Source organism: Pseudomonas sp. ANT_H4, from assembly GCF_008369295.1.
Classification (GTDB): Bacteria; Pseudomonadota; Gammaproteobacteria; order Pseudomonadales; family Pseudomonadaceae; genus Aquipseudomonas.
The window spans coordinates 179,130-191,966 of sequence record NZ_VOBG01000001.1 but is presented as its reverse complement, the minus strand read 5'-3'; the positions used below and the strand labels follow the sequence as shown (position 1 = coordinate 191,966).

At 60.3% G+C, this 12,837-nt stretch carries 15 protein-coding genes; 6 read left to right on the top strand and 9 right to left on the bottom strand.

Going from position 1 to position 12,837, the window contains the following annotated elements; all coding sequences use genetic code 11:
* Positions 1-16: 16 nt before the first annotated feature.
* The gene (locus tag FQ182_RS00895; RefSeq protein ID WP_149412209.1) at positions 17-703 is read right to left on the bottom strand and encodes a YggS family pyridoxal phosphate-dependent enzyme; all 687 of its coding nucleotides are present in this window, start codon (positions 701-703) and stop codon (positions 17-19) included.
* Between the two features lie 57 nt (positions 704-760).
* Between FQ182_RS00895 and FQ182_RS00890 the strand changes: the two genes are divergently transcribed.
* Positions 761-1,795 (top strand): type IV pilus twitching motility protein PilT, encoded by a 1,035-nt coding sequence (locus tag FQ182_RS00890; RefSeq protein ID WP_149412208.1) that lies wholly within the window; start codon positions 761-763, stop codon positions 1,793-1,795.
* Positions 1,796-1,823: 28 nt separating this feature from the next.
* On the opposite strand, the gene FQ182_RS00885 is transcribed toward FQ182_RS00890, so the two are convergent.
* A complete protein-coding gene (locus FQ182_RS00885; protein ID WP_149412207.1) occupies positions 1,824-2,459 on the bottom strand; it encodes a C40 family peptidase in 636 nt (211 codons plus the stop codon).
* A gap of 251 nt (positions 2,460-2,710) precedes the next feature.
* Between FQ182_RS00885 and FQ182_RS00880 the strand changes: the two genes are divergently transcribed.
* Complete coding sequence (locus tag FQ182_RS00880) at positions 2,711-3,139, top strand: TM2 domain-containing protein (protein ID WP_149412206.1); 429 nt, start codon at positions 2,711-2,713, stop codon at positions 3,137-3,139.
* 122 nt (positions 3,140-3,261) lie between these two features.
* On the opposite strand, the gene FQ182_RS00875 is transcribed toward FQ182_RS00880, so the two are convergent.
* The 7 genes from FQ182_RS00875 to gshB all read right to left on the bottom strand — a co-directional run bounded on the left by FQ182_RS00875 (position 3,262) and on the right by gshB (position 9,152).
* Entirely contained in the window at positions 3,262-4,533 is a 1,272-nt protein-coding gene (locus tag FQ182_RS00875; RefSeq protein WP_149412205.1) for a dihydroorotase, read from the bottom strand.
* Complete coding sequence (locus FQ182_RS00870) at positions 4,530-5,534, bottom strand: aspartate carbamoyltransferase catalytic subunit (RefSeq protein WP_149412204.1); 1,005 nt, start codon at positions 5,532-5,534, stop codon at positions 4,530-4,532. The genes FQ182_RS00875 and FQ182_RS00870 overlap by 4 nt, the downstream gene beginning before the upstream one ends.
* A gap of 24 nt (positions 5,535-5,558) precedes the next feature.
* A complete protein-coding gene (pyrR, locus tag FQ182_RS00865) occupies positions 5,559-6,065 on the bottom strand; it encodes a bifunctional pyr operon transcriptional regulator/uracil phosphoribosyltransferase PyrR (protein ID WP_149412203.1) in 507 nt (168 codons plus the stop codon).
* A gap of 82 nt (positions 6,066-6,147) precedes the next feature.
* A complete protein-coding gene (gene ruvX / locus FQ182_RS00860) occupies positions 6,148-6,585 on the bottom strand; it encodes a Holliday junction resolvase RuvX (protein WP_133102430.1) in 438 nt (145 codons plus the stop codon).
* A complete protein-coding gene (locus tag FQ182_RS00855; protein WP_149412202.1) occupies positions 6,585-7,154 on the bottom strand; it encodes a YqgE/AlgH family protein in 570 nt (189 codons plus the stop codon). The genes ruvX and FQ182_RS00855 overlap by 1 nt, the downstream gene beginning before the upstream one ends.
* Before the next feature lie 67 nt (positions 7,155-7,221).
* Positions 7,222-8,121 (bottom strand): energy transducer TonB, encoded by a 900-nt coding sequence (locus FQ182_RS00850; RefSeq protein WP_149412201.1) that lies wholly within the window; start codon positions 8,119-8,121, stop codon positions 7,222-7,224.
* A 77-nt stretch (positions 8,122-8,198) separates the two neighbouring features.
* Positions 8,199-9,152: a glutathione synthase gene (gene gshB, locus FQ182_RS00845; protein WP_149412200.1), complete on the bottom strand. Its 954-nt coding sequence runs from the start codon at positions 9,150-9,152 to the stop codon at positions 8,199-8,201.
* Between the two features lie 238 nt (positions 9,153-9,390).
* Here gshB and pilG point away from each other — a divergent pair, with 238 nt between their 5' ends.
* The 4 genes from pilG to FQ182_RS00825 are packed head-to-tail and all read left to right on the top strand — an operon-like array spanning position 9,391 to position 12,813.
* Complete coding sequence (pilG, locus tag FQ182_RS00840; RefSeq protein WP_149412199.1) at positions 9,391-9,798, top strand: twitching motility response regulator PilG; 408 nt, start codon at positions 9,391-9,393, stop codon at positions 9,796-9,798.
* A 46-nt stretch (positions 9,799-9,844) separates the two neighbouring features.
* On the top strand, positions 9,845-10,210 hold the full coding sequence (pilH, locus tag FQ182_RS00835) for a twitching motility response regulator PilH (protein ID WP_149412198.1): 366 nt from the start codon (positions 9,845-9,847) through the stop codon (positions 10,208-10,210).
* Between the two features lie 12 nt (positions 10,211-10,222).
* Positions 10,223-10,762, top strand: coding sequence for a chemotaxis protein CheW (locus FQ182_RS00830; protein WP_149412197.1), 540 nt, complete (start codon positions 10,223-10,225; stop codon positions 10,760-10,762).
* The gene (locus FQ182_RS00825; protein WP_149412196.1) at positions 10,759-12,813 is read left to right on the top strand and encodes a methyl-accepting chemotaxis protein; all 2,055 of its coding nucleotides are present in this window, start codon (positions 10,759-10,761) and stop codon (positions 12,811-12,813) included. Before FQ182_RS00830 ends, FQ182_RS00825 begins: the two co-directional genes overlap by 4 nt.
* Positions 12,814-12,837: the final 24 nt, after the last annotated feature.

Below are 12,837 nucleotides of genomic sequence, written 5' to 3'. Positions count from 1 at the left end.
ATGGAAGTCAGCCATTTCACGGCTGGCCGTAGTCGCGGGCGCCAAACAGGGCGGTACCGATCCGCACCCAGGTGGCGCCTTGGGCGATGGCCGACTCAAGGTCGTGGCTCATGCCCATGGAAAGTGTGTCCAGTGGCAGGTTCAGGCTTGCTTGCAGATCGCGTACAGCTGAGAACGCGGCGTCCTGGGCTGCCCGATCTTCAGACGGTTCGGGAATCGCCATCAAACCGCGCAGCTTCAAGCGTGGCAGGGCGCTTATTGCTTCGGCCAGTGCCGGCAAATCTGCGGGTGTACAGCCGGATTTACTGTCTTCGCCACTGACGTTGACCTGAATGCAGATATTGAGCGGCGGTAGGTTGGCCGGACGTTGCTCGGACAGGCGTTGTGCGATTTTCAGGCGGTCCACGGAATGCACCCAAGCGAAATTCTCGGCGATCGCACGAGTCTTGTTCGATTGAATGGGGCCAATGAAGTGCCAACTCAAGGGTAGGTCGGTTAATTCCAGCTGTTTGCCGAGCGCTTCCTGCAGATAGTTCTCGCCAAAGTCGCACATCCCGGCGGCATAGGCTTCGCGCACGGCTTGCGCGGGTTTGGTCTTGCTGACGGCCAGCAGGTGGATGCTGTGTTCGTCGCGCTGTACGGCCTGGGCCGCCGCGCGGATCCGGTCACTAACCAGGCCGATGTTGTCTGCTATCGTCGACATTCAAGATGCGCCCGTGGATATGGAGTCCGCGGCATTCTACTGGAAATGGAAAGCCCTATGGATATCACTCAATTGCTGGCTGCAAGCGTCAGCCAGGGCGCGTCCGACCTGCATCTGTCGGCCGGGCTGGCGCCGATGGTGCGGGTCGATGGCGAGGTTCGTGCGCTCGACTGGCCGGTGCTGAGCTCTACGCAAGTTGCGGATCTGCTCAGCCCTTTACTCAACAAACACCAGCAAAAGGATTTCGAAATATCTCTTGAAACGGATTTCGCCTTCGAGTTGCCCGACGTGGGGCGCTTTCGGGTGAATGTCTTTCAGCAGCATCGGGGCGTTGGGGCGGTGTTCCGCACTATTGCGTCAAAGGTCCAGAGCCTGGAAAGCCTGGGGTTGGGCGAGGTGTTTCGGCGGATCGCCGATCTACCCAGGGGGCTGGTATTGGTCACCGGCCCTACCGGCTCCGGGAAATCCACCACCCTGGCGGCGATGATCGATTACCTCAACAACCACCGTCATCAACACATCCTTACCCTTGAAGACCCCATCGAATTTGTCCACCAGCCGAAAAACGCCCTGATCAACCAGCGGCAGATGCATCGCGATACCCATAGCTTTTCGACAGCCTTGCGCTCGGCACTGCGCGAAGACCCTGACGTCATCCTGGTGGGCGAGATGCGCGACCTGGAAACCATCCGCCTGGCGCTGACCGCGGCGGAAACCGGGCATTTGGTGTTTGGCACCCTGCACACCTCGTCGGCGGCGAAAACCGTGGACCGGGTGGTGGATGTGTTTCCGGGCGGGGAAAAGGCCATGGTTCGCTCAATGCTCTCGGAGTCATTGCAGGCGGTGGTGTCACAAGTGTTGATCAAGAAGATCGGCGGCGGACGGGTGGCGGCCCATGAAATCATGCTCGGCACACCGGCGATCCGTAACCTGATCCGCGAGGACAAGGGGGCGCAGCTGTATTCGGCGATTCAGACGGGTGGGACGTTGGGAATGAAGACGTTGGACATGAGCTTGAAGGCTTTGGTCAGCCAGGGTCTGATCCGCCGCGAGGATGCGCGGGAGAAGGCGAGGGTGCCTGGGGAACTGTAGGAGCGAGCTTGCTCCTACAGTAAGCCGATCAGCGCTGCACAATCCGCAGATTGTTTTGTTCTTTAGGCAGCACGCGCTTGGCAATCACGTAGTTCTTGTCCCAGAACGGTTTTTTCAGCGTGTCGATGCTGACCGACTTGCCACGGCGTGGTGCGTGGATGAAGCGGTCGTTGCCCAGGTAGATGGCAACATGATTGACCTGGCGGCTCTTGAGCTTGAAGAACAGCAGGTCGCCCGGTTTCAGGTCCTTGCGATCAACCTTTTGCCCGTGGCCATTGGCCATGGCATTGGAGGTGCGCGGCAAATCAACCGCGGCAACATCATTAAATGCATATTTCACCAAGCCGCTGCAGTCGAACCCTTTACTTGGGCTGCTGCCGCCCCAACGATAAGGAGTGCCGAGCACGTTGACGGCGCGGCTCAAGACGGTACTGCTTTGCTTGGTATTGACCGCTATCAGGCCGGGTGTTGCTTTACCGTGGGCCTTGCTCAGTTGAGTCGGGCGCTTGACGGTCAGCTTTACCGATTTGGCGGAGCTGGTAGTGGCATGAACTTTAGGGGTGAAACCGTTAACGTTCGGAAGTCGTTGCTCACGATTGGTGGCGTGGGCGGCCAGTGGCATTAATAGGCAAATGGTTAGCCATGTCTTGAAAAATGGTCGCATTAGGCAAGGCTCTATATGGGTTTGCGCGCAACTTTATAACAGCTTTTTGTGTCGTTCTCAGGCCGTCTGTCGACTGAACCTTGGGGTCAAACTCAGGAAAAGCGCGACGAACTGCCGCAATTGTCCTACACAAGTCAGGTGGTACAGGGCTTTGAGGGAAGCGACGATACCATTTGCCATACGTCGGGTGCCTGTAAAAAAGTCACAAAGAAACCAGAAATATTTATCTATCGAGACAAAAGAGGTCATTTATGAACACCTATCGACAGGATGTTTCGCAGCAAGACACCCACAGCAAGGTGATCGGTTACCTGCTCTGGATTTTGGGCTTTACGGGTGCTCACCGTTTCTATTACGGCAAACCGGTGACCGGCACGATCTGGTTTTTCACCTTGGGCCTGTTGGGGATTGGCTGGTTGATCGACCTGTTCCTGATTCCGGCCATGGACCGGGAAGCGGACCTGCGTTTTACCGCTGGCCCCATTGAATATAATGTCGCCTGGATCTTGTTGGCGTTCCTCGGGGTGTTTGGTTTGCACAGGATGTATCAGGGCAAATGGCTTACCGGTCTCCTTTATCTGCTGACCGGTGGTTTGTTCCTGATTGGCGTGCTGTATGACTTCTGGACGCTGAATACGCAGATTTCGATTCGCAATGCCGAGCGGCTTGGCGGTCGATAACAGCTACAGCGGTTTCTGTCTTCAAAATATGTAGATACGTATGGTGCGATAGCAGTGTGTCAGTCGATATTTTGGGTATCTGACACTCCGCTATCGCGCTCCCACATTGACCGAGTAGGTCATCAAGCCTGGTAGCTGATCCGCCCATCCATGAAGGTGTACCGCACATTCGCCGGCAAACTGTGACCGATGAACGGGCAGTTTTCGCCTTTGGACAGCCAGTGCTCCCCGGCAACCGTGGAGCTGGCCGGATCAAACAGCACCAGATCCGCCGCCGAACCCACTTCCAGCTTACCCGCCGGCAGGCGCAACGCTTGCGCAGGGCCTGAGCTCAAGCGCGCCAACAGCGTTGGCAAGTCCAGCAAGCCATCCTCCACCAACGTCATCGCCAACGGCAGCAGCAATTCAACACTGCTGATCCCAGGCTCTGTCGCGCCGAACGGCGCCATCTTGGCATCCCGCTCGTGAGGCTGGTGATGGCTGGAAATCGCCGAAATCACCCCGGATTTTACCGCCGCCCGCAAACCATCACGATCAGCACGAGTGCGCAGTGGCGGCTGTACGTGGTACAGGCTGGAAAAGTCGATCAGTGCTTCATCCGTCAAAATCAGCTGATACAGCGCCACATCCGCCGTCACCGGCAAACCGCGAGTTTGTGCCTGGGCGATCAGTGCCACGCCCCGTGCACTGGTCAACTGGCTGAAGTGCGCCCGCACGCCGCTTTGTTCCACCAGCAGCAGGTCCCGGGCCAAGGCCACGGTTTCTGCGGTTTCCGGGATGCCCGCCAGGCCGAGGAAGCTGGCGGTGGGGCCTTCGTGGGCCAGGCCGCCTTCGGCCAGGTCGCGGTCTTGGGAGTGGAAAATCACCGTCAGGTCGAAGGTGGCTGCATATTCCAGGGCGCGGCACAGGGTGCGGGTGCTGCGAAAGCTCTCCAGGCCATTGCCGAAGGCCACGCAACCGGCGTCGCGCAGGGCGATCAGCTCGGCCAGCCGTTCGCCGTCTAGGCCTTTGCTCAGGGCGCCGATGGGGAAGACCTTGCAGTTGCCGGCTTCGCGGGCGCGATCGAGGATCAGCTCGGTCACGGCCGAGGTGTCCAGCACCGGCTTGGTGTGCGGCGGGCAGCACAGGCTGGTGACGCCACCGGCGGCGGCTGCGCGGGTTTCACTGGCGATGCTGCCTTTGCGGCTGTAACCCGGCTCGCGCAGGGCGACACTCAGATCCACCAACCCAGGTGCGGCGACCAAGCCTTTGGCGTCGATGGTCTCGACGGCGCTGAAGTCGGTGGGTGCGGCGCCGATGGCAATGATCTTGCCGGCTTCCAGGTGTAAATCGCTGACTTGATCCAGGCCACTGGCGGGATCGATGACGCGGGCGCCGAGGATGCTGATCTTCACTGGGCGTTCTCCTGCTCGAATTGACGTTGTGCGGTTTGCCCGCTCATGGCCATGGACAATACCGCCATGCGTACGGCGATGCCGTAGGTGACCTGGTTGAGAATCACCGACTGCGGCCCGTCGGCCACTGCCGACTCAATCTCCACACCACGGTTGATCGGGCCAGGGTGCATGACAATGGCATCCGGTTTGGCGCCGGCCAGGCGCGCGCTGGTCAGGCCGAACAGGCGGTAGAACTCACCTTCGCTGGGCAGCAGGCCGCCGGACATGCGTTCGCGTTGCAGGCGCAGCATGATCACCACATCGACGTCTTTCAGGCCTTCGACCATGTCGGTGTAGACCTTAACGCCATATTGCTCGATGCCAATGGGCAGCAGGGTTTTTGGCGCGATCACCCTGATATCCGGGCAGCCAAGGGTTTTCAGGGCCAGCATGTTCGAGCGCGCTACCCGCGAGTGCAGGATGTCGCCGACGATGGCCACCGAGAGATTTTCGAAGCCGCCCTTGTGTCGACGGATGGTCAGCATGTCGAGCATGCCCTGGGTTGGGTGGGCGTGACGGCCATCGCCGCCGTTGATGATCGCCACCTGCGGGCACACGTGTTCGGCGATGAAGTGCGCCGCGCCCGAGTCACCGTGACGCACGACGAACATGTCGGCGGCCATGGCTTCGAGGTTGCGCAGGGTGTCGAGCAGGGTTTCGCCCTTGCTTGCCGACGATGTGGAGATGTTCAGCGTGATGACATCCGCCGACAAGCGCTGGGCCGCCAGTTCAAAGGTGGTGCGGGTGCGGGTGGAATTCTCGAAGAACACGTTGCATAGGGTCTTGCCCCGCAGCAGCGGGACCTTTTTCACTGCCCGGCCGCCGACTTCAAGGAACGAGTCGGCGGTGTCGAGGATTTCGGTGAGCAGTTTGCGGGGCAAACCGTCGAGGGACAAAAAGTGGCGCAGCTGGCCCTGAGCATTGAGCTGCAGCGGGCGCTTGGTATCTGGAGGCGTCATCGCGGGGACTCTTTACAAGGAGGGTTAAAGGGCAAGCTCTTGCAGTTCGAGTTTGAGCGGCGCAGGGCCGGACAATTTCACCCGTTGCTGAGCGCCCAGCGACAGGGTGGCGCCGACCACGTCCGGGCTGATGGGCAACTCGCCGGCGTCCAGGTCCAGTAGGCAGACCAGGGTCACGCTGGCCGGGCGGCCGTAGTCGAACAGTTCGTTAAGGGCGGCGCGGATGGTGCGGCCGCTCATCAGCACATCATCGATCAGCACCAGGTGCTGGCCTTCGATCTCGAAGGGCAGGGCCGAAGGGCGCACTTGCGGGTGCAGGCCGTTCTGGCTGAAGTCGTCGCGATAGAAGGACACGTCCAGGGTGCCAAGGGGGGAGTCGCTGCCCAACTCTTCCAGCAACGCCTGGGCCACCCAGATGCCGCCGGTGCGAATGCCGATAAAGCGCGGCTCGCGGATGGCGCGGTGTTCCAAGTGTGCCGTAAGGCTTGACGCCATTTGGCGGATCAGTTCGGCGGGATTGGGCAGGCTCATGGTGGCTCCTTCAAGGCCTTGCACGGCAAGGTGTCGGCAAGGTCCGGGCTCAAATGTAAGAAGACGCGGCAAGCCGCGTCAGTCAGGATTCAAATAAAGCGGTATTTTCGTCCAGCCAGCCTTGCAGCAGCAGGGCGGCCGCAATGGCGTCCACCGGGTTGTCGCGGTAGCTGCCTTTTTGCCCGCCACGGGCCAGGCGTTCGCCCTTGGCTTCGAAGGTGGTCAGGCGTTCGTCGTGGGTATAGAAGGGCAGGTTGTAGCGGCCATTGAGGCGCCGGGCGAATTTTTCGGCCCGCAGGCACATGTCGCTCGGGGTGCCGTCCATGTTCAGCGGCAAGCCCACCACCACGGCGTCGGGTTTCCATTCCTTGATCAGGGCTTCGACCTGGTTCCAGTCAGGTATGCCGTTCTGGGCTTTCAAGGTACACAGCTCGCGGGCCTGGCCGGTGATTACCTGGCCGACGGCGACGCCGATCTGTTTGGTGCCGTAGTCAAAACCGAGGATAAGACGCAGGGCCATCAGGCGTGCCCCGCCTGGCTGGTCAATAGGCTGAGATTGACGCCCAGCCTTGCCGCCGCGGCTTCAAGGCGCAGTTCGCTGGCGGTATTGAACAGAATGTCAGCATCGAACGGGCAGGTCAGCCAGGCGTTGTTGGCCAGTTCGTCTTCCAGTTGCCCTGCGTCCCAGCCGGCGTAACCCAGAGTAATCAGGCTCTGCGGCGGCCCGACGCCGTCGGCGATGGCGAACAGCACGTCCAGGGAGGTGGACAGGGACAGCCCGTCGAGATCCACAGTGGCCTGGAATTTGGGACCCGTAGGGTGCAGCACGAACCCCCGGTCAGTTTGCACCGGCCCGCCGATGTAGATCGGCACGCCCTGGCTGTTGGCTGGCGGCTCAATGTCCGGGCGCAACTGCTCAAGGATGTCGGCCAGGCTCAGGTGCTGTGGGCGATTGACCACCAGCCCCATGGCACCATTGGCCGTGTGCTCGACGATATAGGTCAAGGTCTGCGCAAAGTTCGGGTCGGCCATATGGGGCATGGCGATCAGGAATTGGTGCTTGAGGTAGGTCGGGCTGACATTTTTCATGTTCGCTAGTGTGGCGTTGGAGGGGCGAACTGACAAGCTGAGGATGTGTAGGAAATCAGCATGGCAGTCAATTGCTGGACAACCGATCACCCTTGGCAAAGCGCCAGGTGCGGATGATTTCCAGTCGATCAATGTCCGCGAGGTCTCCGGTAAAGGGGGCAAACGGTGCTGCCAGACGGACAATCCGTTGCGCCGCCTGGTCCAGCATCGGCTGGCCGGACGACTCCAACACCAGCACTTCATATAAAGAGCCGTCGCGATTGATCGACACCAGCAGGCGCAAATTGCCGTAGATCTGCTGGCGCCTGGCTTCGTCCGGGTAGTTCAGGTTGCCGATGCGCTCGACCTTCTTGCGCCATTCGTCCTTATACCAGGCGCCTTTATCGCGCATGGTCGAGGCGGCGTTCAGGCGATAAATACGTGGGCGCTTGGCGTACAACTGCTGCTCGGCGGCCAATTCTGCTTCCAGGCTGGAGATTTCGCTGGAGAGTTGGGAGCTGTCGAAGGTTGGAGCTGGTTTGCTGGGAGCCGGCTCGGTCTTCACCGTTTCGCGCTGGGTCACGGCTTTTTGCGGTTTAGGAGCGACGGTGGCAACGGCGGCCTTCGGCGCGGCCTGCTTGACCTCAGGCTTGGGGGCCGGCGGTGGAGTGACCTTATTGACCTTGTTGTCCTGGAACGGCGCGACTTCGGTGGTCTTGGGCACCGCCTTCTTGTCCAGGGTGCCGCTGCCTTGCTGATTGTCCTGGGCGAGGAAGTCAGCCTTTTCCGGCTTCTTTTCGCTTTTGAAGGTGGCGAGGGTGATTTCCAGGGTTTTGCTGATCTGCTTGGGTTCGGCGAAGGTGAAGCCCAGGCCGAGGATCAGGGCTAAATGAATCAACGCCGCCAGAAACAGGGTAAATCCGAGCCGATCAGCCGGGCGCACGCCACTGCGGGAGAGTTCGGGGGGCAGTTCGGGGGGGAGCGTCATAACAGGAAAACCAACATCGCGCATTTCACAGGTGGGGCATGATAACGCAATGTCGGTTTGTGTCTGGCTGTTCTATGTCACTTGGTTTTTAGCTTTTGGTCGATAGCCGCCATCAGCATTTCACCGATATTGGTGCCAAAGGCATTGTCGATTTCACGAATGCAGGTCGGGCTGGTGACGTTGATTTCCGTGAGGTTCTCGCCAATCACGTCAAGGCCAACAAACAGCAGGCCTTTTTCGCGCAGGGTCGGGCCGACTTGGGCGGCAATCCAGCGATCCTTGTCCGTCAAAGGACGGGCTTCACCGCGACCGCCGGCGGCCAGGTTGCCACGGGTCTCACCCGCTGCCGGAATCCGCGCCAGGCAATAGTCCACCGGTTCACCGTCGATCATCAGGATGCGCTTGTCGCCGTCCTTGATCGCCGGGATATAGGCCTGGGCCATGATCTGCTGGCTGCCCAGCGCGGTCAGGGTTTCCAGGATCACTGACAGGTTCGGGTCGCCGGCTCGATGCCGGAAGATCGAGGTGCCGCCCATACCGTCCAGGGGTTTAAGGATCACATCGCCGTGCTTGGCGGCAAACTCACGCAGTACATCGGCGCGACGGCTGACTACGGTGGGCGGCGTGCACTGCGGGAACAGCGTGGCGAACAGCTTTTCGTTGCAGTCGCGCAGGCTCTGGGGCTTGTTGACGATCAGCACACCGGCACGTTCGGCCTGCTCCAGCAGGTAGGTGGAGTAGACGAACTCCATGTCGAACGGCGGGTCCTTGCGCATCAGGATCACGTCCAGGTCGCTCAGGGGGCTGTCAATTTCGGCGTCCAGTTCGAACCACTTCTCAGGGTTGGCAAACACCTGCAGCGGGCGCATCCGTGCCCGAGCTTCCCCTTGGGCCTGATAAAGATCACGCTGTTCCATATAGAACAGGGTCCAGCCGCGGGCCTGGGCGGCCAGCAGCATGGCCAGCGAGCTATCCTTTTTATAGGAGATGCTGGCGATAGGGTCCATGACAATGCCGACGCGAACGCTCATGGGGGGTTTCCTCTAGCAAATAAGGGCGCATAAAAGTGGCGTCAGAGTGGCGCTGCGGCTGTTGCGGGTCAAGGAAAAACCACCTTGCCGGTCGGCTGATAGATTGCCTCCCCAGTCTGTGCTAAAAAGGCTGCCATGGCGTGTTGGCCCTTGAACCGCAAGGGTTTTGGCGCTCGTCCCTTGCAACATCAGGCAGTGCACACCGAAACCGATTTGCTGTGGCGAGGGTAGAGCAGATATGGAACAGCATTCCAACGCCTTGAAAGTGATGGTGATCGACGATTCGAAGACGATTCGCCGCACCGCTGAAACACTGTTGAAGAACGTAGGGTGCGAAGTCATCACGGCCATCGACGGTTTCGATGCCTTGGCCAAGATCGTTGATCATCACCCGCACATTATCTTTGTCGACATCATGATGCCGCGCCTGGATGGCTATCAGACCTGCGCGTTGGTCAAGAATCACCCGTCGTTCAAGGCGATACCGGTGATCATGCTGTCTTCCAAGGACGGTCTGTTCGACAAGGCCAAGGGACGCATCGTCGGCTCTGATCAGTTTTTGACCAAGCCTTTCAGCAAGGAAGAACTGCTGAGCGCGATCAAGGCGTATGTGCCGGGTTTCGCTGCAGTAGAACAAGCACATTGACGCAGGCCCATATGGGCTTGCATCGACCAATGTAGTGGGGAAAACCATGGCACGTATTCTGATCGTCGACGATTCGCCGACTGAAATGTACAAACTGACCGGCATGCTGGAGAAGCACGGTCACGAGGTCCTCAAGGCCGTAAACGGTGGTGATGGCGTAGCGCTTGCCCGCCAGGAAAAGCCAGATGCGGTGCTGATGGATATCGTCATGCCGGGTCTCAACGGCTTCCAGGCGACGCGCCAGTTGACCAAGGACCCGGAAACCGGCCATATCCCGGTGATCATCATTACCACCAAGGATCAGGAAACTGACAAGGTCTGGGGCACACGCCAAGGCGCCAAGGATTACCTGACCAAGCCGGTGGATGAAGAGACCCTGATCGCCACCCTGAACAAAGTGTTGGTCGGCTGACGGCACGCTCCCATGACCGAGTCGCAAACCGCCTTCGAGCTGCTGCTGGACATCGACCGCCGCTGCCGCCTGTTGGCCGCCGATCTGCCGTCCCAGGAAACCCGGCTGCACAGCTGGAGCGGGATCGGTTTTCGATTGGGTGATCACTGGTACGTGGCGCCCATGGGCGAAGTCGCCGAAGTGCTGCACGAGCCGCGCTGCACCTTGATGCCGGGGGTCAAGCCTTGGGTCAAGGGCGTGGCCAACCTGCGCGGGCGCCTGTTGCCGGTCATTGACCTGTGCGGGTTCTTCGGTCACGGGTTGTCTGCGCGGCGCAAACAGAGGCGGGTATTGGTGATCGAGCACGAAGATATCTTTGTCGGCCTGCTGGTAGATGAGGTAGTCGGCTTGCAGCATTTTGCCCAGGACCTGCTGGAACGCGCCGAGCTGTCGATGGATGAAGCGGCCAGTGCGCCGTTTATCCAAGGCCAGTTCAGCAGCGACCAGCTGTGGCAGGTCTTCAGCCCCTTCGCCCTGGCCCAGGCACCAGGCTTCATGGATGTCGCCGCATGACCACCGTCACTCCCGCCAAACCCCAGGAAGCCTCCCGTAGCCGTTCGCAGATCATTGTGCTGTTTATCGCACTGATCATTTTCATCATGCTGCTGTTCGCCAACTTCGCCTACCTCAATACCCAGTCCACCTACGACAAGCAGTACATCGGCCATGCCGGCGAGTTGCGGGTGCTGTCCCAGCGTATCGGTAAGAACGCCACCGAAGCCGCAGCCGGCAAGGGCGCCGCGTTCAAGCTGCTGAGCGAGGCGCGCAACGATTTTGCCCTGCGCTGGGGTTACCTCAAAAAGGGTGACCCGGCCACCGGCTTGCCTGCTGCACCCAGTGCTGTACGCGGCGAGATGCGTGCGGTGCAGCATGACTGGGAAGCGCTGCTGAAGAACACCGACGCGATCCTGGCCAGCGAACAGACGGTGCTGTCCTTGCATCAGGTGGCCGCGACCCTGGCTGAAACCGTGCCGCAATTGCAGCTGGAGTCGGAAAAGGTCGTGGAGATTCTCCTGCAACGCGGCGCGCCAGCCAGCCAGGTGGCCGTGGCCCAGCGGCAATCGTTGCTGGCCGAGCGAATCCTGGGAGCGGTCAACACCGTGCTCGCCGGCGATGAAACCGCCGTCAAGGCCGCCGATGCCTTTGGCCGCGATGCCAACCGTTTTGGCCTGGTACTCAACGGCATGCTCCAGGGCAACGCCGGCCTGAAGATCACCGAAGTGCAAGACCCCGATGCCCGTGCCCGCCTGGCAGAAATTGCGGAGCTGTTCGAATTCGTCTCAGGCTCTGTGGATGAAATCCTCGAGACCTCGCCGCAACTGTTTCAGGTACGCGCCTCGGCGAGCAATATTTTCAGCCTGTCGCAAACCCTGCTCGATGAAGCCTCGCACCTGGCTACCGGTTTTGAAAACCTGGCGGACGGTCGCACCTTCGACACCATCGGCGGTTACGTGCTGGGTTTGCTGGCGCTGGCCTCAATCATCCTGATCGGCTTGGTGATGGTGCGCGAGACCAATCGCCAACTGCGCGAAACCGCCGAAAAGAACGAGCGCAACCAGAACGCGATCATGCGCTTGCTGGACGAAATCGAAGACCTGGCCGACGGCGACCTCACCGTCACGGCCTCGGTGACCGAAGACTTTACCGGCACCATCGCTGACTCCATCAACTATTCCGTAGATCAACTGCGCGACCTGGTGGCAACTATCAACCTCACCGCCGGCCAGGTCGCCGGCGCGGTGCAGGACACCCAGGCCACCGCCATGCACCTGGCCCAAGCCTCGGAGCACCAGGCCCAGCAGATCGCCGAAGCTTCCACGGCGATCAATCAGATGGCCCAGTCCATTGATCAAGTATCGGCCAACGCCGCCGAATCCTCGGCCGTGGCAGAGCGCTCGGTGGAAATCGCCAACAAGGGCAACGAGGTGGTGCACAACACCATCCATGGCATGGACAACATCCGCGAACAGATCCAGGACACCGCCAAGCGCATCAAGCGCCTGGGGGAATCGTCCCAGGAAATTGGCGACATCGTCAGCCTGATCGACGACATCGCCGAGCAGACCAACATCCTCGCCCTCAACGCCGCGATCCAGGCCAGCATGGCCGGTGATGCCGGGCGCGGTTTCGCGGTGGTGGCCGACGAAGTACAGCGTCTGGCGGAGCGTTCTTCGGCCGCTACCCGACAGATCGAAACCTTGGTGCGGGCGATTCAGACCGACACCAACGAAGCGGTTATTTCCATGGAGCAAACCACCACCGAAGTGGTACGCGGTGCCCGGTTGGCCCAGGACGCTGGGGTAGCGCTGGAAGAGATCGAAGGCGTGTCGAAAACCCTCGCCGCGCTGATCCAGAGCATTTCCAATGCGGCGCAACAGCAGACCTCGTCGGCGGGGCAGATATCCCTGACCATGAACGTGATCCAGCAGATCACCAGCCAGACCTCGTCGGGCTCTACGGCCACGGCCGAAAGCATCGGCAACCTGGCGAAAATGGCCAGTCAGTTGCGGCGCTCGGTGTCGGGGTTCACCTTGCCGCCGGCTCGGCAGGTGGATGAAGATTGATGCCAGCGACACTGCAATTCATGA